A 22757-nucleotide genomic window follows, 5' to 3' on the forward strand; every position below is an offset into this window, starting at 1 on the left:
CGCACTGCTTCAGGCTGCGGCCTTGCGTGTAGCCGTAGAGGAAGCCGGCGGCATAGAGGTCGCCGGCGCCGGTGGTGTCGACCAGCTCGCGGATCCTGGTCGCCTCGATGGTCACGGTCTCGTCGCCGCGCACGATCACCGAGCCCTTTTCCGAGCGGGTGACGGCGGCGATCTTGCAATCCTTGCGGATCCGCGCCAGCGCCTCGTCGAAGGACGCGGTCTGGTAGAGCGACTTGATCTCGTGGCTGTTGGCAAAGACGATGTCGACAGTGCCGGAGCGCATCAGGTCGAGGAACTCGTCGCGGTAGCGGTCGACGCAGAACGAATCCGACAATGTCATCGATACTTCGCGCCCCGCCGCATGGGCGAGCTTCGCCGTCTGCCGGATCGCCTCCTTGGCGCGCGGCGGGTCCCACAGATAGCCCTCGAAATAGGTGACGGCGGCGCCCGACGCCTTGTCGGCCTCAACATCCTCCGGGCCGAGCTCGACGCAGGCGCCGAGATAGGTGTTCATCGAGCGCTCGCCGTCCGGCGTGACGAAGATCATCGAGCGCGCCGTCGGCGGTTCGCCATCGAGCGGTTTTGTGTCGAAGGCGACGCCCTGGGCATGCATGTCATGCGCGTAGATTTTGCCGAGCGCGTCGTTGGAGACCTTGCCGAAGAAAGCGGCGCGACCGCCGAAGGAGGCGACGCCCGCCGCCGTGTTGCCGGCGCTGCCGCCCGAGGCTTCAATGGCCGGGCCCATGCGGCTGTAGAGCAGTTCGGCGCGCCTCGTGTCGATCAAATTCATCGCGCCCTTGATGATGCCGTTGGTCTCCAGGAACGCCTCATCGCACTGGGCGATGATGTCGACGATGGCATTTCCGATACAAAGCACGTCATAGTCCGGCATCAATGATGTCTCCGCCAAAAGCCCACCGGCTTTCTGGCATGCCGGCCGCGGGCGGGTCTGGCCAGTGGGAATGGGCTTTGCGCTTGCCAATCCGTTCGGCGCCAGCCCTCACGGGGCGGCAAGTCCTGCCTCGCGACGCAATTCGTCGGCCCTGTCTGTCTTCTCCCAGGTGAAATCAGGCTCTTCACGGCCGAAATGGCCATAGGTCGCGGTCTTGCGGTATATAGGGCGTAAGAGATCAAGCATCTTGATAATGCCCTTCGGTCTGAGATCGAACAACTCAAGAATGAGGCGCTCGATCCTTCTTTCCTCAACCCTCGCTGTTCCGAACGTGTTGACCATGACAGAAACCGGACTGGCCACGCCGATTGCGTAAGCAAGCTGCACCTCGCAGACGTCCGCAAGTCCGCTAGCGACGATATTCTTTGCGACATACCGGGCCGCATAGGCAGCTGAGCGGTCAACCTTGGACGGGTCCTTGCCCGAAAAGGCGCCGCCGCCGTGACGACCCATCCCACCATAGGAATCGACGATGATCTTGCGTCCAGTGAGACCGCAGTCGCCGCGCGGCCCGCCGACTACGAACCTCCCCGTCGGGTTGACCAGAATTCTGATGCCTTCCGTCTCCAGGTGGGTCGGCAGGACAGGCTTTATGATTTCCTCAATGACGCCCTCGCGGACCGTCTCTTGCGAGACCTGCTCGTCATGTTGGGTCGATACGACGATGGTATCAAGGGCGACCGGGCGCAACCCCTCATAGCGCACTGAGACTTGGGATTTCATATCAGGACGCAACCAGCCAAGCTGTCGTGCTTTCCGGACATCTGCCTGTCGTTTCGTCAAGCGATGCGCGAGCTGGATCGGCAAAGGCATCAGGGTATCGGTTTCGCGGCATGCGTAGCCGAACATGAGGCCCTGATCTCCCGCTCCCTGCTGGAGGTCCTGCCCTCGTCCCTCGTCAACGCCCTGGCTAATGTCGGGCGATTGCTCGGTGAGTGCATGAACGACGGAGCAACGCCGGCCGTCAAAGCCGACAGCCTCATCGTCGTATCCAATATCGAGAATCGTATCGCGCGCAACTTGGCTATAATCCACCCGCGCATCGCTAGTAATCTCGCCAGCCACAACGACTATCCCTGATTTTACCAACGCTTCACAGGCGACGCGTGCCTTGGGATCGGTGCGGAGGATGGCGTCGAGGATGGCATCCGAGATGTTGTCGGCCAACTTATCCGGGTGTCCCGCGCCAACCGATTCGGAAGAGAACACGAACTGCCTAGCCATGAAATGCCTCGTTTCGGGTGTTGGAGTTATATGGTGCATTTTGCTTAGCCCACCTTACCTGTTGGTGATGCCCGGGACCTCGAACGCAGCGCACAAATCGGCAACGTCTCTTCGCACGCAGGCATGGAGATCTTCGTCATCAGGCCGCCGGAGGACGCAGTCAATGAAGCCAGCAATTTGCACCATTTCCACATCGCGCATGCCCATTGACGTCACTGCTGGCGACCCCAGGCGAATTCCGCTTGTGACCGCCGGATCCCGCGGGTCGCCAGGCACCATATTAAAGTTTGTGATGATGCCTGCCTTTGCTAGCCGCTCGGCATAGGCCTTGCCCGATAGTGGTCGATCGCGCAGATCAAGGATCAGCATGTGATTGTCCGTCCCCCCGGTAACCAGGTCATACCCTCGCTCGATCAGTGCCTGTGCAAGAGCCTTGGCATTCTTGACGGTCTGTTGGCCGTAGCTTCGGAAGGACGGGTTCGCGGCTTCGTGCAAGGCAACTGCTAGCGCAGCGATGGCATTCATATGGGGCCCGCCTTGCAGGTGAGGAAAGACCGCCCGGTCTATTCGTCTGGCGAGATTGTATTTGCTCTTTGTATGATACAGGGCCTGATAGCGATCTTCGTTCCTGGACAAAATGAAACCACCGCGGGGACCGCGGATCGATTTGTGGGAGGTGCTGCTGACCACGTCGCAATGGCGCACGGGATTCGGGTGCGCTCCCGCGGCAATCAGTCCGCTGATGTGCGCAATGTCGGCTACGAGATAGGAGTTCGCTTCCAGGGCGATTTCTGCCATTGCCGCGTAGTCAAAGACACGCGGGTAAGCAGTTCCGCCGACCCAAATGAGCCGCGGCCGTTCCCGCTTGGCTGTCTCGCGCAAGCGGTCATAGTCAATCTGCTGTGTCTTTTCATCTAGTCCATAGGGGACGCGTTGATAGTCAGTTCCGGAAAAGTTGAGGGCCCAACCATGAGTCAGATGGCCCCCTTCCGGGAGGGGCAAGCCCATGACTTTGTCACCGGGGCTCAAAAGCGCACGATAGACAGCCTGGTTGGCCGGCGAGCCGGAATAAGGCTGGACGTTGGCATGCTCGCTGCCAAATAGTGTTTTCAAGCGCTCAATGGCTAGATTCTCAAGCTCATCAACGATCTCATTTCCAGCGTAGTAGCGCGCACCGGGGTACCCCTCGGCGTACTTGTTCGTGAAAATCGAGCCGTTCGCTTCCAGCACGGCCGAGGACGCAAAGTTCTCTGAGGCGATGAGCTTAAGGGTCGTCCGCTCCTGCCGCTCCTGTCTCAGAAGCAGTTCGTGAACGCGGCAATCAACCGCGGCCAATCGAGACCGTCCGTAAGTGTCGCGCGGCGCGATGGCGCCGTCGGCGGAGTTGTCCATGGTGGTTTCGCGCTCCAATTGGATGACCTATTTCACGGTCAAGCATGCGGTCCCCTTCGGCCGCGTGTCTCGTACCGCTTCGAGCCGTTGAAGGTCTCGTTTGTGATAGCCATCGCCGTGGGGCAGGAGATCAACCAACAATTGAACCAGCCCGCCGTCCTTACCTCCTGTTTTGAGATTGTACGAGCACCACGGACGTTGTTCGTTGCAGTAAAGAAAGTCGGCTCTGGCCAGCAGCCGGACGTGTCGTACAACGTGCTCACGACGCAGACCCAGAATCTCCGCTAGCTGGCAGACAGTTAGGTCCGCGTGCGCGCAAAGGCCTAGAATTCGAAGGCGATCTAAATGCGCTGCCGTCCGTAGGCGACTGACCAGTGTCAGCATTGGTCAGGACCAAGCCACTTGGAAAGCCTGGGCACTCGTCCTACTGAATTTGTCATTTCGCGTTCTCCACAGACGTTGCAGCTTTCGAACCAAATAATATGGTTGCTTGTCCACCGACCGGACAATCTCGGTGGCCGTGAAGATACTGTTTTGAGCCGATATGGCTGTGTCGAACAAACAAGATGGGCGCTCTTCTTGCCATTGCCTTTAGCCGAAATTGCACGCAGTTCGGCGGGTCGGAGAATAAGCCACGGTTCGGACCCCACTGACTCAAACGTTGCAATAAGCCTACCATTCACAGCGAACCGGAGTTGCTAAGAGTCTATGAATTTCCTTGAAGGATCTGTTGCAAACGTTTGCGCAGCCCGGTCTTGCTCCCGGCTTGCAGCGGTCAATCTCGTGCAGACTGACCGTGATGCAAAGATGACAAGGAAGTTCGCTTTCAATCCGATCTTCTTCCTGGCCAAGTAGTTCGTAGTCTCATAACTGTGGCCTAGACAAAAGCTGGGCTAATCAGCGAGGTATGATGTCGTTAGCGTGGTTGGGCCACCAGCAGGTCGACGCCAAGATCGACACGCGCAATTTCCCGCGCTCCGAGAATGTCAGTGACTGCGCGCTCTTCCTCGGGCGGTCTGGCTGCGCCGTCTAGAATCTGAATGCGTCTCGCGCCGACCCGTTCAGCAATGAGCTGTTCGGCTTGCCGCATTGACGGCGAAGCAAGCTCAAGTACGTTTTCGCGCATCTCACGCGCCGCCTCGCCGACTTCCGCAAAACGCTTCTCGGCGAACTGCTCCTTAAAGAGCGCAGCGAGATCATCAAATGTTTGAACTTTGGTGGGCTTGGGTTTCGAGCAAAAATATCCAGTTGCCAGTCTAGGTTTATAGGCAAGGCTGTACGCTTTGTCGTCTGGCAAGGGCCCAATATCCCCTGGTGAGACGAAAATGGACTGCCGTGCTACGGTTGCTCCATTATAAGAGCGGTCGAAATCGCTGATGTTTGCAATACAAGGAGCCGCATAGAAGACGTTTGACGGATAGCGCGCCTCAAGCCGAAGAAGCAGTTCATGCTGACGCGACACATCCCTGCGCATCATCGCAATCCGAAAAAATGGTATCGACAAACCGGGACAATGTCCGCTCGCAATCTCAAACGCAGTTCCTCGCTTCATCAGCTCCGGAAGCTTGTACTGGAAAAACAGCGGAACCCCTGGGAAATTGATGCGGATGTCAAAGCCAGAATGCCCCTCCTGTATGAGGTTTGGAAAGACCGGCGCGGATACAGGTGCGGCTGACGATGACCGGATAAGGTTTTCGGTGAAGGCATACCCAAATGAGAACTCCGTGTAGCCCACCTTCATTCAATTTTGCTTTCGTGCTGAAGTTTATCCGGGGCTCTTTGCCTGCAGCCGACCAGACCATATAACAGAAAAAACTATGCATACTTGCGATAGTCTGAGCTTATCGATTCCTCGGATAGATATTTAAAGAGCTCACCCACTCTTCTGGCTGCTAGAATTGGAATGGGAAGCTTCTGATTGATCTGGGTCGAGTTCCAGTTGATTTTGGTAAGCGACAAAACCTCCTGCGCTATCTCAGCGATTCCCGGCGCAGATCGCCGATGAGTTTCGGGCTTCGCGAACAGCGCCAGAGTGCGTAGCCGATATCTTCAACCGGGGCGGCAGCTTCCCCCTCGCCAGTGCCGAGCGCGATCATATGCGTTGCGCATTCGGCCAGCGCGCCGTCAAGGCGCCCCGCTTCCGTCGCGCTGCCGTAAAGGTCCAGGAACCACGCCAGCGAATATGACCAGTCGGCAGGCAAGTCCTGCCCATTGTGATCCCTTGCGACGACGGCCACGACGGCGTTGCGGCCTTCGGGCGTGCGGGGCTCTATCCCAAGGATCGGGTATAATTCGGGTGTCGGCTGCTGAAGGATACGCGCCGGCACGAGCGACAATGCTTTCTCCAGCGAGGGAGGAAAATCCTCCAGTTCTTCGGCCAGTTCGGCAGCTTCTCTCCTTCGTCCCTCGCGGCGCGCTTCTACATATTCTGCCGCAACCGCGGCAACGGTGCGCTGCGCCCGTTCAGCGGTGCTGGTGGCAATCAGCTCGGCCGGAATGTCACCATCCTTGATCGCCCAGTGCGTACGGTGCTGTTCGACCTGTTGAATGCCCAGCCGGTCCGCAATTCTCAACACCGCTGACCGGTCGAGAAAGGCATGTTTCGGATCGGGCTCGAAGGTGAAGGCCAGTTCGTGTCCGCGCCGAACGATATTGCGTATGCGGCTGTGCCGGACCACGCGCGCGTGCGGGCCTCCCGCCCCGACTTCGTACATCAAAAGCGCCGGGATTTCCTCCAGCCGGCGCAATGTTTCAGGGCGCGAGGTCGATAGCCTCGGCCTCGGCGCCGCTAGATTCCTTGAACCGGTCAATGGTTGACGTGAACGGCGGCGTTTCCCACCACTCGCCGTGGCCCGAGACAAGCAAGTTAAACATGGCACACCACCGACCTCACGCCGCCTTCTCCATAGACCACTTCACCCGTTCGGCGAGAAAGGCGGCGAACGTTTTCACATTCATATTGCCGCTCGCCTCCTCCAGCCCTGCGAGGTAGGCCTTCCGGTCATCGACTCTGACGACTGTCCAGGGGTAACCGCCTGAAGCCAGCATCGCGTTCATGAGGAACCGCGCCATTCGTCCGTTGCCGTCCGGATAGGGGTGCACATAGCCCACAAGCCAATGCCCCAGCACGGCACGCACGGAGGCCTCCTTCTCCGCCTCCAGCAGGTCGAACAGCTCATTCATACCATCGGCCACCGCTTCGGTACGCGGCGGCACGTGCTGCGAGCCGCGCAGGTACACAGGGTGATTGCGATATCCCGCAAGCGCGCTGGCTTTGAGGATGCCGGCGGTCACTGACGGCGCGAACAGCTCCCGGTACCACTCCCGGTGAGTGTCCCGCGTCAACGCGCCGGCTGGCTTGCCGTTGATGATCCCGGCAACAGAGTCTTTGACCTTCTGGAATGCGAGGTAGTAGCCACGCGCGGCAAGCGCATCTCGGTTCTTGCGGTCCTCTTCATCAATCTCCGGATTCCAGCTCCCCTCGCGCACCCGGTCGATGAGTTCCGGGGTGACGCTGTACCCTTCTATCGACAGCGAATGGTAGGCGTCGCTTTCGTAGATATCCTCGACGAACTTCATATAGGCGTCTTTGTCGGACGGCAGTCCGGGTGCCTTCGGGAATATCTCGATGATGGCTTCGCGCTGCGATTGCCAGATCGCGCGCAGGCGGGCGACCAACGGCGGTACGCCCGCCGCAATAGTTGTCACTCCAATTTGTCCCGCGAACGGATCGGATTCGCGCACGTCATAGCCGGCGGCTTTGAAGGCGGCCACGATTTCATCGGCAAAGGAGTCGCGTCCTACGCGACGGAAGGCCCCCGCAAGCCGTCCCGCCACGGCGGAATGGCCGCCATCAAGCAGCAGGGCCAGAACGGTTGATACGTCGCGCACCGACGCCATGGCGATCTGCATCTCGATAGGGGCGCGCTGGAAGAACGCTTCCGGCACCCGGGTAAGGGCGGCCTCGACAGTGAACACGCGCTGGCCGTTTTTCTCTGTCAGTTCGGCCGGCATCTCCTTGACCTTGAGGTCATAGAGCGAAGTGCCGAACAGCAGGTCGATTTTGTTATTCGTGCCTTTGGGGGCGTTCACCACCACCTGAGGCGGAATAGTGGGCGCTTCCGCGTGCAGAAGCAGCGACTGCTCCGGTGAGAGGAACCAGTCCTTGCCGAACCGGTCATTGCAGTAAAGGGAGCAGAACTCCCAAAAGCTCGCGTACCAAGGGGTGGTGTCTTGCTGCCGTGCCTGCGGGCCGGTCGACATGAGCCAGCCTTTGATAACATCGCGCAGGAACCCGTTCTGCAGCAGCCGCTCCCGGTGGACGCGGGTCAGCTCATCTGATTTGAATATGCGCCGCCCACCCTCCTGCAGCTCTTTGAGGCCGGCCAGTGATACAGCGAGTTTTTCATGGGGCTTGGCCATGGCCGTGCCTTTGCAACTTTTTTAGAGCTGTGCGATTACAAGTATATAGTGCTGATAAGCGACAAGTCAATGATGCTGTTGAGTTGCAAGTTTTTTAAGTCGTGCGATAACAAGTTTTTTATGCGATAATCGGGAGATGCGATCGTTTCCATAGCCGCGCGAAGGATCGTTACCCGGATGGGCCGAGACCCAGCTCCCCCGCAGGCTACGCAGGGGCTCGGGGCGAGCCTAGAGCCTGGCCCTCCGAAGCGCTTCGAAGGAGGACGCGCCTCTTTGAAAAACTCGCCCGTTGTGCATCGTGGGTACCCGTAAACGCGAATTCTCAAAGGAAAGACGCTCCTTACCTCTCCCTCCCGCCACGATCATCACGCCGCGCCCGCGCTCACTACGCCGCGACGCCCGCGAGATCGCTGCACGCATCTGATCGGCCACCAGACCGGGTTGCAGATGAAGGATGTCCGTGACGCTGTCGTGTGTTTGCACCGTCACCGCAGTGACGGCAAGGCAGCTGCGCACGCCCATGGAGGAGAGCGTCTCGATATCGCGCGCGATTCGGCACCCCCACTGGAGTCTGATCCGCCGACGACAAGTACATGCGATGCCTGCCTCAGCGCCCTTTCATCCGTTAGAATGAGCGTTCGAAACGCAGGATTCCGCCGACACTGCTCTTCTTGTTGGCGTTGGTCCAATTCATGTTGGAAGCGCCGTCCACCTTGCCGACGGCGAAGTTACCGTATCGGCCATAGTCGAGTTCCGCCGTAACTGTGAAATCTGGAAGAAACGCATAGGCGACGTTTGCAGCGACACCATGGTTCTTGAGCTGATCACCGGAGAGCTGAAGCTTGAACGAAGTTGTCTCGTTGAGCTCGTAAGCGGCGCCAGCCCAGAAAGCCCAGTTCCCGCCCCAACTCTTATAGAAGCCGCGACCATGAGCGTCGATGGCGTTCGTGGAGTCGTCGTTGAGCTTGCCGTTGGAACCGTAGCCGAGCATTCCGAACAGCAACAGTTCGTTGGTGACATTGATGTCGACACGGACCTTGGCGGCCACCGATTCGTAGTTGCTATCATAAGCGGCAACGCCGGTGATCGCGCCCCAGCCATGTGTGTATTTCAAGCCGCCGACTACGTGCGGTGCGTAGCTGTCGATTGTGCCGACCACGCCCGAGCCTTCTTCGAGCGAAACCACGGCCGAAAAGCCGTTCCCGGCGTCGAAGTAGTACTGAACCACATTGGTATCGAAAGCGCCGTACGGAACCGGCGTCTGGTTGAGTACGTCACCCGCGCCGCCAATAAACATGTCGAAGGCCGACCAGTCCTTACCAACTCGGAGGCCACCAAGCTGAATCCAGGCGAAAGTCAAGGTGCTGTCTCCGTTGAAGGCATAGGACCGAGAACTGTCCGAAACCGAAGTGTGGCGGTTGCCGAAGTTCATGCGGGTTTCGGTGTAGGTCTTCAACGTGCCGAGTTCGGTCTCCTGGCCGGTCCAAGTTTTCAATGTGAAGCGCGTGTTGTTTTGCCATGTGCCCTGATGCTCACCAGTCCTCACATCCGAGGTTCTTGCGTGATCAACCACTCCGACATGGCCCAAGCCGACGTCGTAACGGACATAGCCGCCGATGCGCACGCAGGTCTCAGTGCCTGAAATGTAGACGTAGCCCGAGCCGTAGACGTCGCAGACTTTAACGTACTCAGTCGGGTCAGGCTCGGCAACGGCGGTCACGGCGCGAGCGTCGGAAACGGCAATCAGTGCCGCAGTTGAGCCGAGGAGGAGGCTCCTAATGTTCATTGTTGATCTCCGTTCAAAGAGTAAAAGGAATGGACGTCAGTGATGAACTCTTGCTAAGGAAACAGTCGATAACGATGCGCATTGAGTTGAATTTGAGCAGTTTGATGCGCTCGTCACGCCAGATATTCATCAGAAATTGAGAATATGATTGGGCGTTATTGTTACAAATATGCAATTGTTATTACAAATATAATAATCGCCGAGACGACGCCATCCAACATTTCTGTACAAATCATCCCCGTCATCTCCGCTAGTTGTGGGCGGGCCGTCACAAAGGCTTCTACAGCAAAAGACGTGCCATCCTGACGACGCAGCTGCGGCTTGAAGCTCAAGTGTGCCGGCGGACCTTGGTTCGCTCTTCCTTCCTTTTTGCCTTGCGGATCAACCCAAGCACGAACGGCAAACGTTTCGGCTACGGTTCGTCTGTTCGCTTCGCGACAGTTTCGTTCAATGGCGACAGCTTTGTTTGCTGTGAGCCCCGACGTTGAGACATCATGCGGCGGCACCGCTCGGTACGACGCCATCATTTTGGCGAGCGCGATGATCGGTAATCACGCGCTGACGCGCAGCCTTGCCTCCACCACGGAGTCAGTAGGCGCGCCGGCCTTGGCATTGCGGCCGACCTGACGGTCGCGTCGAGCAGCCTCTCGTCCTGATAGACGGCGCGCCACAGCTAATGCTTCTTGCCAGCAATTCACACAACGAGCTCATCGAGATGCCAGAGATCACTATGGGGCTGCGCTAGCTGGCGAGCAAAGTCTGGTCCCAACGCCGTGTTATCTCGTTGGATGCGGCAGCCGCGCTCAGCAGAATCTACTCGACCAGGCGCAGGCTGAAGGGAAGGGATGGTGGAACCAACGGTGCGCGTGAGGGTCGCGGCGGGAACAGCCATGGCCAGTCGCTGACCGACCAGCCAAGACTGAACGGCCGCTGTTGCTGAGAAATACAAGTTTCGAGCCCAAAGCGGAACGGACTGACATAGCGCAAAGACACAGGCGAGCGCAGCGGTAAGGTTGGCGGTTATCAGCATGGGACGGTAACTGTTGCAGACCACAAAATATCGCGAGGCCGGCCTGCCTTGGTACACTATCTATCCGACTGTGTCAGAGTTCTCTGGGGCGGTCGGCGCCGAGGCTTATGAGGAATGGCTCAGGAACCTGCCGGCTGACGATCCGGTGTCGCTCTATTTCCACGTTCCGTTCTGCCGATCAGCTTGCTGGTATTGTGGCTTCCCCACCACCATCACCCGCCATGATGCGCCGATCCTCAACTATCTGGCGGCCCTGCGTGACGAGATCCGTTTGGTCTCGGAGCGAGCGCCGCAGACGCTGCCCGTGAGCGACATGCATTTCGGCGGCGGAACGCCGTCTCTCATAGGACCAGCCGAGTTCCTGGCTCTGATGGAGTTCCTGCGACGCCGCTTCGCTCTCACGAAAACAGCTACGGTTGCCGTCGAGATTGATCCGCGCACGTTCACGGCCGAGATGGCCGAGGCCTTAGGAGCAGCCGGCGTGAACCGTGTGAGTCTCGGCGTGCAGAGCTTCGATCCCATTGTTCAAAAAGCAATCAACCGGGTTCAGAGTGAGGCGCAGACGTCGGCTGCCGTGGAAATGCTGCGCCGGCATGGAGTAAGCCGCATCAACTTCGACCTCATCTTCGGTCTCCCGCATCAAACGGTGCAGTCCTGCGTCGAGACCGCGAGGGCGGCGGTCGCAATGCGCCCCGACCGGCTTGCGGTGTTCGGCTATGCGCACATCCCGTCGCTTATAAAGAATCAGCGCCTCATCGAGGAGGCAGTTCTTCCGGGCAGCGCTGCCCGCGCCGAACAGTATGCGGCCGTGGCCGCGACGCTGATTGCCGCCGGCTACCGCGAGATCGGGCTCGACCATTTCGCCTTGCCGGACGACGAGCTCGCGCTGGCACAGAAAACGGGTCGCCTGCGGCGTAACTCGCTGGGCTACTCGGCCACCACCTGCAGAACCCTGATCGGTTTCGGCGCGTCGGCTATCGGCCGCGTCGGCGAGGGGTACGTCCAAAACGAAGTTACACGGGATTCCTACATCCAGCACATCGCAGCTGGCCGTCTGGCGACGTCAAAGGGCTATCGCCTCACCGACGACGACCGCGTGCGCGCCGCAATTATCGAGCGAGTAATGTGCGATCTCGAGGCCGATGTGCAGGCAATCTGTGCCGCCCACGGATCTGATCCGATCCGTCTTCTCGATTCAGCTGAACGCTTGGCGATGCTGGCCGAGGACGGGATAGTGGACTTCGAAAACGGTTTTGTCCGCGTACGGCGGGAGCATCGCTTTGTAATTCGCGCTGTCGCTGCCGCGTTCGATGCTTTTCTCGATCGGGATGGCCGTAAGCATAGCCACAGGTAAGGGCAAGCATCCAACCGGAAGCTAAACTCGACGCCCTCGGCCGAGGCCTGTTATGAAGCGCGCGTCAAGGATGCGAAAAGCAGAGCTGATCCGCCTATTTCATCTCATCTTCAATGACATCGACCTCGTGGCTGCCACCGAGGCGTTTCCATATTGATCGTGGTAGGTGCGGGACATCTGGGTGTTTCGCCGTCAGCGCATGAATATCCCCGCCATGTGATGGGTCAGGAAATCGCGGTGGCTGCAATCAGCCCGTCCATCGATGACAGACCGCGGCCACGCCGCTTCGCGAAGCCCGTCAGGTCGCCCCAGGCCAGGGCTTCGTCCACGGGCAGGACTCTCGGCTCGAAGCGCTGCGGCAGGTCCCGGGCGAGCCATCCGGCCAGTGCGTCACGTTCCCGACCTTTGTCCATGAGGGCAGCGCCGCGCCGGATCTCGGCGATCGACACAACGCTGATAAATGAGCGGTCTTCATCGAGCCCGTCATCCATTCCAGCACGCGCGCGTCAGGGCTCGGCCTCGTCACCTCGGAGAGGCCATTAGTGTCGAGCAAGAGCCTCACAATGGCAGACCATACGGTTCATCGCGTAGCCGCTCGATGTCCAGTTCCGCGTTGCGCAGCGGCGATGCGCAGCGAGTGCCCAGAAAACAGCAGCCAGCTCCCCTTCCGGAAGATCGGAGCGGACGCCACGCAAAAAGCGCCAAATCCTTGGCGCCGGCGGTCTGTGTGTTTGCGCGCTGGCGGCTTTGGTGTACTCCTGTGCCGTTTCGACGAGGCTTCCAGCCGGACCGGCAGGGGAGGAGGCTTTGGCGGCGCGGCCGGCACACGGCCCACCTCGAGGACGAGATCGACGATGTCGGGCGGATCCTCGGTCGCCTCACAAATCGGTGAGGTCGTCGGGACACCGTCTTCCACTTTTGTTGATCAGCCGCCTTCCTGGCCATGTTCCGAGACAATAAGGCGCCCGTGCGCCGCCGCCTCGATTAACCCAAGACGCGCAAGGATCTTTTGCCGGAGACAACGAGGTCACCATCCTGCGGTGCCGCGTTGCGTCACAGTCGGCATGAGATGTGCAAAGTGGACCGTCGTCAAACGTCAAACAGAGGCGTTGGTGACTGGACTGAACGACCAGAACGGGCTGCTTGCGCCCTTTCGGACTTCACAAAGTTGGAAAATGGCGTCGTTTCAGGCCATAATCGCCGCTTGTCAAAATGTTTGCGACAAGTCCGGTGAAAGCCTACCGAGTATCTTGTGCTTGGGGGGCGGTTAGTTCCGATAAACTAAGCGGCATACACATGCTAATCTATTTGATTTACGGGCCGACCTGCAGCGGCAAAACAGACGCGGCAATCCAAATTGCACGAGAGACCGGATGGCCGGTCATTGCGCTGGATCGTGTACAATGCTGTCCTCAAATCGCCACCGGCAGCGGGCGTCCCTCGGATTCCGAACTGCAATCTACCCTGCGGATCTACTTGGATTCGCGCCCGCTAACCGCGGGCATCATCGACGCCGAGACCGCCCATCGTAAGCTGATAATGCAAGTGGATGAGCGTAGTTCCCAGCCGGGGCTCATCCTCGAAGGCGGTTCGATCTCCCTTCTGAATTTAATGGCGCGAAGTCAGCATTGGGATGGCGCTTTTCGGTGGCATGTAAGGCGGTTTCGGCTCGGCAACTCGGACGCCTTTCTGGAGAGAGCCAAGCGTCGGGTCACAGACATGTTTGTCACAAGAGAAGGACAACCTTCATTGCTGCAGGAACTTGCGGATCAGTGGAAGGAAGATGCAGTCCGTCCCACTTTGGAAGACGTTGACGGATATCGTTGCGCCATTCATTTTGCGAGAGAGCACAGCTTGGCAATCAGCGAAATGCCGTGCCTTCGCAAAGAGCTCCAACAAGATCTTGTAGAGGCGATTGCGAGAGAATATCTCGAATATGCGCGTTGGCAAGAACGCGACTTTCCAGAATGGCAAACTGAGTGAGCAAACCTCCCCGGACCTCGCCTGCGGTGCGGGCACGGTAGCTCCAATTGCGCTAAGTGGTTTGCTGAAGCAAGCTAGTGCCAGGCGACATTAGGTCCGTGTGGCAGCGGAAGGATTGCTTTCGCCACGGTGACTGCGGAGGAGGCGACATGGCTGCACTGCTCATTTCAGGCATGGGACGGAATGTACCGATGACAAAGTGCTGCGCGCTTCGTAGCGACCGCTACCGTGGCTGACTCGCGAACTACTATCCGCCAGCCCAGTCTGTGGCGTCGTCTCGGCTTTCATCGCCACCGCCTTCGCCCAGGAAACGCCCGAGGCCGCAAGCGTCGCCGTGGCAGTGCGGCACCCGGCAGGATGGGTGGTCATCGGCCCTATCTGATCGACGGGGAGCACCGTGCTTTCGTCCTGGGCGAGGTTGAGCGAGATGCCAACATGACGCTTCATCAATTGACGGCGGCACTGGCTGAACGTGGTCTCCTGCGAGCGTCGGTCGCTTCCTGCACCGCAAGGGCAAGAGCTTCAAAAAAACCGATCTGCCGGCCGAGCAGCTCAAGCCAAAGCTGATGCGCGGGCGTGCGCAATGGATGCGCTATCAGACCCGCATTGACCCTACGCGCCTGGTCTCCCTGGATGAAACATGGGTCAAGACCAACATGGCGCCGTTGCGCGGCTGGGGTGTGCGCGGCAAGCGGCTGATGGCCCACGCACCATATGGCCATTGGAAGACGATGACCTTCATCACCGCGCTGCGGCATGATCGGGTGGAGGCGCCTTGGGTCATTGACGGACCCATCAATACGCAGGCCTTTCGCGTCTATGTCGAAACCGAACTCAACAAAACACTGAAGCCGGGCGACATCGTCATTCTCGACAATCCCGGCTCTCACAAGGGCCAAGCCGTCCGCGACATCGTCAGGGCTGCTGGCGCAAGGCGGGTCAAGCCCGCGAGAGCGGCAATTTTGTTCCGGCTATCACCCTCTCGTCGAGAACGGCGTGACGGAAGCGATAAAGTTGCGCCGGCCGGCCGCCGGTTTCCGCGGTTGTCTCACCGGTCTCCTCGACCAGCTCCTGCTGCTCGATCAGCCGGCGAAAGTTCGGCTTACGCACGAGCCTGCCGGCAAGCGCCTCCACGGTGCGCTGCAGCTGCAAAAGCGTGAAGACCGGCGGCATCAGTTCGAATACGACCGGCCGGTATTTGATCTTGGAGCGCAGCCGCGCAATGCCGGTCGCCAGGATGCGACGATGATCGGCGATCATCGATCTGCCCGACACCGAGGTGGGCGCAGCGGAATGTCCGGCGCGTATTGCTTCCTCCACCAGGGCGGCTTCGTAGAGCAGCTCATAACGTTGAAGCGCGAGTTCCTCGTTCCAATGGCGGTCGTCAAAGCCGAAGGCGATCGCCGCCCGCCGTCGTCGGTCGAGGCGTGTCGTACCGTCGTCAGTGCCATCCGCCCATTCCATCAGGCGCGGCCGCAATTCGTCCAACACGACCGCCGGTGTGCCGGAGCGGTGATCCTCCCACGGGAAATAGTCGTACCAGCTTCCCCAGTGTCGCCCGGCCGGGTCGCCAGCTTCGTCTTGGTGGGTGAGCGCCAGATAGCTGATAGAGACCACGCGGTCGTCAGCGCCAACCCTGTCGCGATCGGCGAAGGTGTAGAGCTGTTCGATATAGCCGAGCGGCTGGCCGGTCTGTTGTTCCACCCATCCCCTGAGGCCCGACTGCAGCGAACGGTGAGCAAGCTCGAACGGGCCGGAGGGCAGGGCGTTTGCCTGCGGGATGGTCAGAACGCAGGGGGCGCTGCTGTCCATGGCGACCACAACGGCGATCAAGTCCGCGTTGACGTCGTTGGCCTTGCCTCCAGCTCCGCCTTTCCTAATCCCTTTTGCGCGATCGTCCATGGTCCCCGACGTCGTTGAGCAGAGCCCTGCCGCGTAGGCGGCTGAACCGATTGAATTCCGTTTTGTCTGATAATTGTCGGCGCGTCAACACCACCCGTCGTGGCGATTTTAGCTCTTCGCAGCTGCACAAAAAGTGCCAACGCGACATCCGTGCTTGGGGAAGGAGGCCCATTGAGTGCGCCGATTCAAAGCTCGTCGATCGACATTGCGACGTTGTTCTCGTCGGCGACAGCGCGGCATGGTTCTCCACGGCTTGGCGTCGACGTTGGGCGTGACGCTGGAGATGATGATCATGCACGGTCAGGCCTGCCCCGTGGCCTGGAGCCGGCGCAAATGGTCGTCGACCCGCCGTTCGGTTCCTTTTGAAGAAACCCGGAGCACGCTTTCCGCAATGCCTGATAAAGCCCTTCCAGTGCGCCCGCGCCAGCATCATCGCACTCTCGCTCCAACACAACCTATGCGAGTCAGTAAATCGACTCGCCGGCACTATTGTTTCAGGGGAAATGAATCTAGTTTCAAAGGGTTCGGCCGATAGGCCGGGCACAGCTGCGGTCTTCACGGCCTTTTTCACATAAACGCGTCGCCCGATTGAGATTATCTTGACGGTAGCGCAGTGCGCCATCCATGCCAGTCGAGATGATCATGGGCAAATATCGAGACCATCGCGAGCCACGCCGGCATCGCTATGACGATGACCCCGTTTCCTTTTCGGAACGGACTTCCGAGCCAAGCTATTTTCAGCGCCCGCCGACCGTGACGGCAGATCCTGTCGATGCGGAGGTATTGTGGTTCACAGTCAGCAAGGGTTTTGGCTTCGTCAAACTGTCGGACGGCACGGAGGCCTATCTGCACGTGCGAGTGTTAGAGGCGGCCGGAAGCCGGGATGTTGCCGCGGGAACGCCTCTCAAGATCACGGTCGAAAAAAGTCCAAAAGGTCATCAAGTCGCGCAGGTGCTGGAGATCGGCGATCACCGCGCGAAAACTCCGTCACATACGCGCGTCGCTGGAGGGACCTTCGTTGAAACCGGTGCGCAGCTGGAGAGCGGGGGCACGGTCAAGTGGTACAAACCCGAAAAGGGCTTCGGCTTCATTGCTCCTGACAACGGTGAGAAGGACGTCTTCGTTCATGCCAGCGCCCTGACGCGCTCAGGGCTCAGCGTGCTGGTGGCGGGACAGAAGGTGTTTGTCGAATGCGGGCAAGGCAAGAAAGGCTGGGAAGTCCGGAGCATTCGCCTTGCCTAGACGGCGATGCATTGCTCGCCTCGAAGGAGATGCCGGAGAGCGTCGGGCGGCCGCCCGAGCCCGCGTAGCAGAAACCGACATTGTCGAAGCGCAGCACGCCGTCGGTGACGACGAGATCCCTGGCGCCTGCCGCGTCCTCGATGTCAAGTTCGGCGTCGAGCAACTCGAACAGCCGCGTGCCGCAGGTCGAGGCGCGCGCGAACGAGTTGACCATCAATCCGAGCTAGCGCACCGGCATCTGTAGAATGGTCATGAAGGTGAGCAACAGGGCCAGCGTGCCGACGCTGATTTGACCTGCGATCACTTTCTGGCCACCGAACCAGAGCACCAGGCCCATGGCGGTCAGGAACGAGAAATTCATGGCGCTGGTGTTGCCGACACGGATGTCAACGCCCTCATTGGCGAGATCAAGGCGCGTCCTCCTTGGCGCGGTCGAACTTTTCCAGCTCGTGCGGCTGCGCGGCGAAGGCACGCACGACACGGATGCCGCCGAGATTCTCATCCATCACCCGGATCTTTAACGATCGCTGATGCCCAGATATGGGAAGGTCAGGCTTCAATGACGGGGAAGGTGAAGGATTGACTGGTCGGGTTTCCGGGCCGAGCTTGTCGGCCGCTCAATCGAAAGCGTCATTTGAGGCGCTTTCTCTCCCGCGTGTAACTGGAAGACACGCTCGTCCAATTCCTTGTCTACTTCCGTGAGACGATGATTGAGGCGAAGGTAGTCGGTCCAGGTCGGCGTTCGGAACGTTTCTGTCCACTGCATAGGCTTCTGAAGGTTGCGCTGGAGCGTCCAGTTCCGAGCACCGACGCGGCTGTGTACATGACGCCGCTGCCGCATGAGGTCGAGGAAGGCCTCGACATTTCTCTCGGCTATCAGATATTCGATCTTGACCACGATCGGGCCGCTTCTCGGCTTCAAACTGAGAGCGACAGCTGGGGCGTCGAATTCCTCCAAAGGATCGGGCTCGGACTCGCGGCGCTCGCGAAGAGGAAACAGAACGCCGGCTGCAGCAACGAGCAGCAGGGCCGCAGCGGAACCCTCTAGCGCCCAGGTCAGCGAATGATTCTGGGAAACGGTGCCCCACACCCAGCTGCCGGCCGCTATGCCGCCGTCTATCAATGCATAGTAGATGGAGATCGTGCGCCCCACGACCCAGCGCGGGCTTGCCAGCTGCACGCTCACGCCAACCCCGGACCAGGCAGTGACCCAGCCTGCGCCGCCCAAAGCAAGTGCAATTGCCGCCACGCCGATCGAAGAGGTAAGCGCCAGGGAGAGGGAGCACGCCGCGCAGGCGACGCAGGAGAGCCTCATCAGCTGTTCTTGCGACAAGCTCCGTCTGAACAGGCTGTTGGAGAGGCCGGCGAAGACCGCGCCTGTTCCGAAACCTGCCATGAGCGTGCCATAGGCGAGCGGGCCTCCTCCCAACTGGTCGCGGACAATCAGCGGCAGCAGCGCGAGTATGGCGATGCTCGCCAGGCCAAAGAGGGTTCCGCGTGCGATCGCCGCTTTGATTTCCGATGACATCGCCGTGAAGCGCAGCCCGTCATAGATGGCCCTCCTCATCGACTCGCGCGGAAGAGGCGACGAGCGGACCTTCCACTTGCAGCGCCATATGGTAGCCAAGGGTACCAAATAGGTGAGGGTGGTCACGGTAAAAGCGGCCAAAAGCCCGAAGGAGGCAACCACGATGCCGCCGAGCGCCGGGCCCACGGTCCGTACGGTGTTGAAGCCAACGGAAAGCAGGGTAACGGCAGCGGGAACATCGCGCCGGTCCACCATATCGCCAACCGACGCCTGCCAGGCGGGATCGTTGAGAGCGCCGCCGCATGCGATTAAAAAGCTGAAGCCGAGAATCATCCATGGGTCGAGAAAGCCCAGCGCTACAACAGCGGTCAGCATCGCAGATGCTATCACCATAAGGCAGCGGCCGGCGAACATAACCCTGCGACGGCTGAAATTGTCAGCGAGAACCCCGGCGAACACGGACAAAATGAAAGCGGGCAGGTTCGATGAAGCCTGCACCAGCGCAACCATCAGATCGGAAGTCGAGATGGTAGCCATCAGCCAACTGATGGCAACAGTCTGCATCAACCAGCCGAGGCTCGAGACTTGCGTGGCGAGCCAGATCGAACGAAAGGTGGGCTGCAAAAGTGGCGCAAAGGTCGTTGGTGCAGCCAAATCATCATTTGATCCAGCCACCCTACTCATTTTGCCAACCTTTGCTTTGCGTTATTGCCGTTTTCCCATGTAATCTAGGCTGAACCGTGGCGGCTAGAAGAATAGAGAGAAACTGTTTGCCTTGCGGCACAGTTCCTCGTGATTAAGGGTTGCGGCCGAGACGCATGCCCGAGCCGGCTCACCCCGCCTTCGAAGACATCACGGGGTGGAGCCCGGATTCTTGCTTGTCGTTTGACGCAGCATGCTTCATCAACGGGCACTTTGCCGAGCGATGCCTTTTCGCGAAACGCGACGATGTTCTTTCGTCGGAAACTCTCTCCAACGGCGTTCGATGCGCTGAGTCTGGCTTGGGGCGAGGTGAGGGCTTGCAGATCTTAGACAGGATTGATTCCTGATAAACGCAGACGGTTGCCGGGCCGCGATCGAAGAGGCGCGCGCCTTGCTGCTTCAGCTTGAACAGAAGTCTGACGCGCTCACACATGCCATCGACGACTTTCTGCTCGATCTGATGAGGCTGGCTTTCATTGTTGAATGTTATGGACGCGGCTTTGAACTTTTGGCGCGAACGCTTGCCCGTAGAAGACTGGCAAAGGTCAGGCTTTTGCGGTCTTATGTAGCAAAACGCACCAACATAGACCAAGCACGCGGTAGCTCGTTCCCCTAGAATCCGGGGATGCCAAGAGTTGCCCCCAATTGTCCGCTCCACCCGATATGAGCACGCGATAAACACGCTGGTCGCGAAGCGTGCGGAGATTTCCGGCGCGATTCGGTTCAAGGGTGCGAACCTGGCCGACCAGCTTCAGCACATTGACGCCGTACTGCTCATCCTTGGCTATCAGGGCGACCCGGCGCTGATCACGCCTTTACGGCGAAAGCCAAACCGCTTCCGCAAGGGCGAACTTTACAGGCTGATCGTGAAGCACGAGGCGGAAGGCAGCGCGACGAACAAAGAGACGGCGCGCCGCATCGTGCAGGCGAAGGGCTGGGGCGTGTCCCTTGTCGAGCCGATCCGGCACCAAGGCACAAAGAATTGGCAGCGCCGAAAAGCTTGGTTGAGCGCGATTCATCTTAATTAACCTTCGTGGTTTATTCTGAAAACGGCGTGGCAAAGGTGGCGGCGATGAACAAGCTTTATTTCGGCGATAATCTTGATGTCACTCGAAAATATGTCGAGCCCGGCAGCGTCGATCTTATTTATCTCGACCCGCCTTTCAACAGCAATGCGCGATACAACGTTCTATTTAAAAGCCCCCGTGAAGATGTCAGCAGCGCTCAAGTGGGGGCATTTTTAGATTTTTGGATATGGGGTTACGAGGCAGAGCGCGCATACGAGCATCTCTTGACGACGGTCGGCGGCGAGACCGGCGCCATCGTTCGAGCGCTTCGCGCAGCGCTGGGCGATAGCGATATGATGGCCTATTTGGTCATGATGGCTATTCGTTTGGTGGAACTTCATCGCGCGCTAAAGCACACTGGGTGCATGTACCTGCATTGTGATCCGACCGCTAGCCATTACCTAAAAATAATACTCGATGCAATTTTTGGCGTTGCAAACTATCGAAATGAAGTAACGTGGCGTCGATCCAGAAACCCAAAAGGTTCACAGCATCAAGCAAAGCGGTATAGCCCAGACACGGATTCCATACTATTCTATGCAAAAAGCGACGACGCAGTTCTCCGTATAGAGAGAATTAAGCGACCTCTTTCAAAAGAGGAATTACTTGAAAAGTATGACAGAGTCGACAATTTGGGCCCGTTTACGGATGGTCCGGTAGTTCGCTCACCGAGTATGGGGGCGCGAGAAAACCTCAGCTACGTGTACAAAGATTATGACCCAAGTCCGTGGGGCTGGCGAATGGAAGAGGACAAACTGGCAGCTATCGACATGCGAGGCGATCTTGGCTGGACCTCCAATGGCAAGCCATACCGCAAGCTTAGGATGGATGATGATACTGGCGCCCCAGTTGGCAATTGCTGGACTGACATCAGTTCGCTTAACCCACAGTCAGCAGAGCGAATTGGCTACCCGACCCAGAAGCCTCTCGCGTTGCTGGAAAGGATCATCAAGGCGTCGTCGAATGAGGGCGATTTAGTCCTTGATCCATTTTGCGGTTGCGGAACCACAGTTCACGCATCTGAGACCCTAGGTCGCCGTTGGATTGGTATCGATGTATCAATTCACGCTATCCACGTGATCGAAGAGCGGCTTGGCGAGCACTTCGGCGCGTTGCGTGTTCCAAGATCAATCGGCATCCCAGCCGACTACGAAACTGCAGCCGACTTGGCGAAGAACGATCCGTTCCAGTTCCAGTGGTGGGCAAATTATCTGTTAGGTGTTCATCTTCTGAAGGAAGTGAAGAAAGGTGCCGACCGAGGCATTGATGGAGAATTGTTTTTCCCTAATGGCCCCGGCCGATCATACGGAAGATTGCTTACCTCAGTTAAGGCGGGAAAGAATGTTAATCCGGCTATGGTGCGGGAGTTTCGCGGCGTCATTGAGCGCGAGCAGGCAGAGATGGGTTTGTTTATCTGTCTGAATGCGCCGACTCGGGAAATGCTCAAGGAAGCCGTCGTCGCCGGCTTTGCTAAGACTGTGCATGGGTCAATTCCTAGAATCCAAATTATGGCGATAGACGAATGGTTCCAGAACCAGCGACCACAGTTACCTCCAATAGAGACCCTTCCCTACGCTGCCTTTTCGAAGCCATCTCGCACCGGAACCGGCAAGAGGCCAGATCGAAATGCGCCAGAGTTGCCATTGGTGTTCACAAAAGAACTCCCTCAAGCCGGTCAAAATGTACACCTCAACCCGCGCGTCGTGCGCGGGTCACTTAGACCGACGCCCGCTGCCAATAGCCAGCCCATATCCGCGAAACTGGGTGGTTGAGCGCGCCGCCAAGCAGGGCGAAGGCATTGCCGCCATTTGACCGGCGGCGATGATCTTCCAGCCATGCGGCGTGATTGGCGTACTGACACAGGTAGCGGTGCGAAACGTGGTGGTGCTGGCCAGCGACCATGCGGCGAAGGCGGCTGAAATAGCTTTCCACCATGTTGGTGTGCTTGCCGTGGCCGTCGCTGTAGCTTTCCGAGTGGTTGATGCGGGTCGAAGCGTAATCAGCCTCTAGCAGGTTGTTGAAGAAGTCTGACGTATTGCCTTGAGGATGGCCTCGTCGCCGTTGTGATATGCGAATGTGATCTCGATCGAGCCGTCGTCGAGCAATTCGGCATAGCCGTCGCCTGTGACTTCATCCATCTCGTCACACCCGGCCCATGTGAAGTGAACTATCG

The 22757-nt window shown here is 58.8% G+C and carries 16 protein-coding genes and 6 pseudogenes; 7 read left to right on the plus strand and 15 right to left on the minus strand.

Translation table 11 applies throughout. From position 1 onward, the window contains the following. From NKI47_RS32805 to NKI47_RS32845, 9 genes and pseudogenes are all read right to left on the minus strand, one after another. The coding region (locus NKI47_RS32805; protein WP_352595594.1) for an adenosine kinase at positions 1–892 on the minus strand (892 nt) is incomplete at its 3' end. Between the two features lie 108 nt (positions 893–1000). Continuing rightward, positions 1001–2176, minus strand: coding sequence for a methionine adenosyltransferase (gene metK / locus NKI47_RS32810; RefSeq protein WP_023679684.1), 1176 nt, complete (start codon positions 2174–2176; stop codon positions 1001–1003). 54 nt (positions 2177–2230) lie between these two features. Further along, positions 2231–3568: a serine hydroxymethyltransferase gene (gene glyA, locus NKI47_RS32815; protein ID WP_352595620.1), complete on the minus strand. Its 1338-nt coding sequence runs from the start codon at positions 3566–3568 to the stop codon at positions 2231–2233. A 916-nt stretch (positions 3569–4484) separates the two neighbouring features. Beyond that, complete coding sequence (locus NKI47_RS32820) at positions 4485–5309, minus strand: hypothetical protein (protein WP_352595596.1); 825 nt, start codon at positions 5307–5309, stop codon at positions 4485–4487. A 229-nt stretch (positions 5310–5538) separates the two neighbouring features. Then, a complete protein-coding gene (locus NKI47_RS32825) occupies positions 5539–6285 on the minus strand; it encodes a hypothetical protein (protein WP_352595597.1) in 747 nt (248 codons plus the stop codon). Between the two features lie 172 nt (positions 6286–6457). After that, entirely contained in the window at positions 6458–7990 is a 1533-nt protein-coding gene (locus NKI47_RS32830) for a Fic family protein (protein WP_352595598.1), read from the minus strand. A 402-nt stretch (positions 7991–8392) separates the two neighbouring features. Next, positions 8393–8601 (minus strand): annotated as a pseudogene (locus tag NKI47_RS32835) (bifunctional hydroxymethylpyrimidine kinase/phosphomethylpyrimidine kinase); the annotation flags it as partial. A 14-nt stretch (positions 8602–8615) separates the two neighbouring features. Further along, on the minus strand, positions 8616–9776 hold the full coding sequence (locus tag NKI47_RS32840) for a porin (protein WP_352595600.1): 1161 nt from the start codon (positions 9774–9776) through the stop codon (positions 8616–8618). A 161-nt stretch (positions 9777–9937) separates the two neighbouring features. Continuing rightward, positions 9938–10303 (minus strand): hypothetical protein, encoded by a 366-nt coding sequence (locus tag NKI47_RS32845; RefSeq protein ID WP_352595602.1) that lies wholly within the window; start codon positions 10301–10303, stop codon positions 9938–9940. A 516-nt stretch (positions 10304–10819) separates the two neighbouring features. Between NKI47_RS32845 and hemN the strand changes: the two genes are divergently transcribed. Next, positions 10820–12160 (plus strand): oxygen-independent coproporphyrinogen III oxidase, encoded by a 1341-nt coding sequence (hemN, locus tag NKI47_RS32850; RefSeq protein WP_352595605.1) that lies wholly within the window; start codon positions 10820–10822, stop codon positions 12158–12160. Between the two features lie 227 nt (positions 12161–12387). On the opposite strand, the pseudogene NKI47_RS32855 reads toward hemN, so the two are convergent. Continuing rightward, positions 12388–12722, minus strand: a pseudogene (locus tag NKI47_RS32855) (PIN domain-containing protein); the annotation flags it as partial. A 734-nt stretch (positions 12723–13456) separates the two neighbouring features. Here NKI47_RS32855 and NKI47_RS32860 point away from each other — a divergent pair. Then, positions 13457–14143: an isopentenyl transferase family protein gene (locus NKI47_RS32860; RefSeq protein WP_352595606.1), complete on the plus strand. Its 687-nt coding sequence runs from the start codon at positions 13457–13459 to the stop codon at positions 14141–14143. A 162-nt stretch (positions 14144–14305) separates the two neighbouring features. On the opposite strand, the gene NKI47_RS32865 is transcribed toward NKI47_RS32860, so the two are convergent. Then, complete coding sequence (locus NKI47_RS32865; protein WP_352595609.1) at positions 14306–14590, minus strand: hypothetical protein; 285 nt, start codon at positions 14588–14590, stop codon at positions 14306–14308. Positions 14591–14799: 209 nt separating this feature from the next. Here NKI47_RS32865 and NKI47_RS32870 point away from each other — a divergent pair. Then, positions 14800–15075, plus strand: a pseudogene (locus tag NKI47_RS32870) (transposase); the annotation flags it as partial. A 7-nt stretch (positions 15076–15082) separates the two neighbouring features. On the opposite strand, the gene NKI47_RS32875 reads toward NKI47_RS32870, so the two are convergent. Beyond that, on the minus strand, positions 15083–16045 hold the full coding sequence (locus tag NKI47_RS32875; protein WP_352469024.1) for an NUDIX hydrolase: 963 nt from the start codon (positions 16043–16045) through the stop codon (positions 15083–15085). A 146-nt stretch (positions 16046–16191) separates the two neighbouring features. On the opposite strand from NKI47_RS32875, the pseudogene NKI47_RS32880 reads away from it, so the two are divergent. Both NKI47_RS32880 and NKI47_RS32885 read left to right on the plus strand, forming a co-directional pair. After that, a pseudogene (locus NKI47_RS32880) lies at positions 16192–16408 on the plus strand (3-methyl-2-oxobutanoate hydroxymethyltransferase); the annotation flags it as partial. Positions 16409–16681: 273 nt separating this feature from the next. After that, entirely contained in the window at positions 16682–17287 is a 606-nt protein-coding gene (locus NKI47_RS32885; protein ID WP_352595612.1) for a cold-shock protein, read from the plus strand. On the opposite strand, the pseudogene NKI47_RS32890 reads toward NKI47_RS32885, so the two are convergent. Next, positions 17262–17811, minus strand: a pseudogene (locus NKI47_RS32890) (ABC transporter transmembrane domain-containing protein); the annotation flags it as partial. The gene NKI47_RS32885 and the pseudogene NKI47_RS32890 overlap by 26 nt on opposite strands. Before the next feature lie 32 nt (positions 17812–17843). After that, the gene (locus NKI47_RS32895) at positions 17844–19499 is read right to left on the minus strand and encodes an MFS transporter (RefSeq protein WP_352595614.1); all 1656 of its coding nucleotides are present in this window, start codon (positions 19497–19499) and stop codon (positions 17844–17846) included. Between the two features lie 653 nt (positions 19500–20152). On the opposite strand from NKI47_RS32895, the gene NKI47_RS32900 reads away from it, so the two are divergent. Both NKI47_RS32900 and NKI47_RS32905 read left to right on the plus strand, forming a co-directional pair. After that, on the plus strand, positions 20153–20545 hold the full coding sequence (locus NKI47_RS32900) for a hypothetical protein (RefSeq protein ID WP_352593203.1): 393 nt from the start codon (positions 20153–20155) through the stop codon (positions 20543–20545). 44 nt (positions 20546–20589) lie between these two features. Beyond that, the gene (locus NKI47_RS32905) at positions 20590–22356 is read left to right on the plus strand and encodes a DNA methyltransferase (RefSeq protein WP_352595617.1); all 1767 of its coding nucleotides are present in this window, start codon (positions 20590–20592) and stop codon (positions 22354–22356) included. Here the strand turns inward: NKI47_RS32905 and NKI47_RS32910 are convergent. Further along, positions 22301–22570 (minus strand): annotated as a pseudogene (locus NKI47_RS32910) (transposase); the annotation flags it as partial. The gene NKI47_RS32905 and the pseudogene NKI47_RS32910 sit on opposite strands and share 56 nt — an antisense overlap. Positions 22571–22757: the final 187 nt, after the last annotated feature.

Origin of the sequence: Mesorhizobium sp. M0633 (genome assembly GCF_040320645.1) — a bacterium.
Taxonomy (GTDB): Bacteria; Pseudomonadota; Alphaproteobacteria; order Rhizobiales; family Rhizobiaceae; genus Mesorhizobium.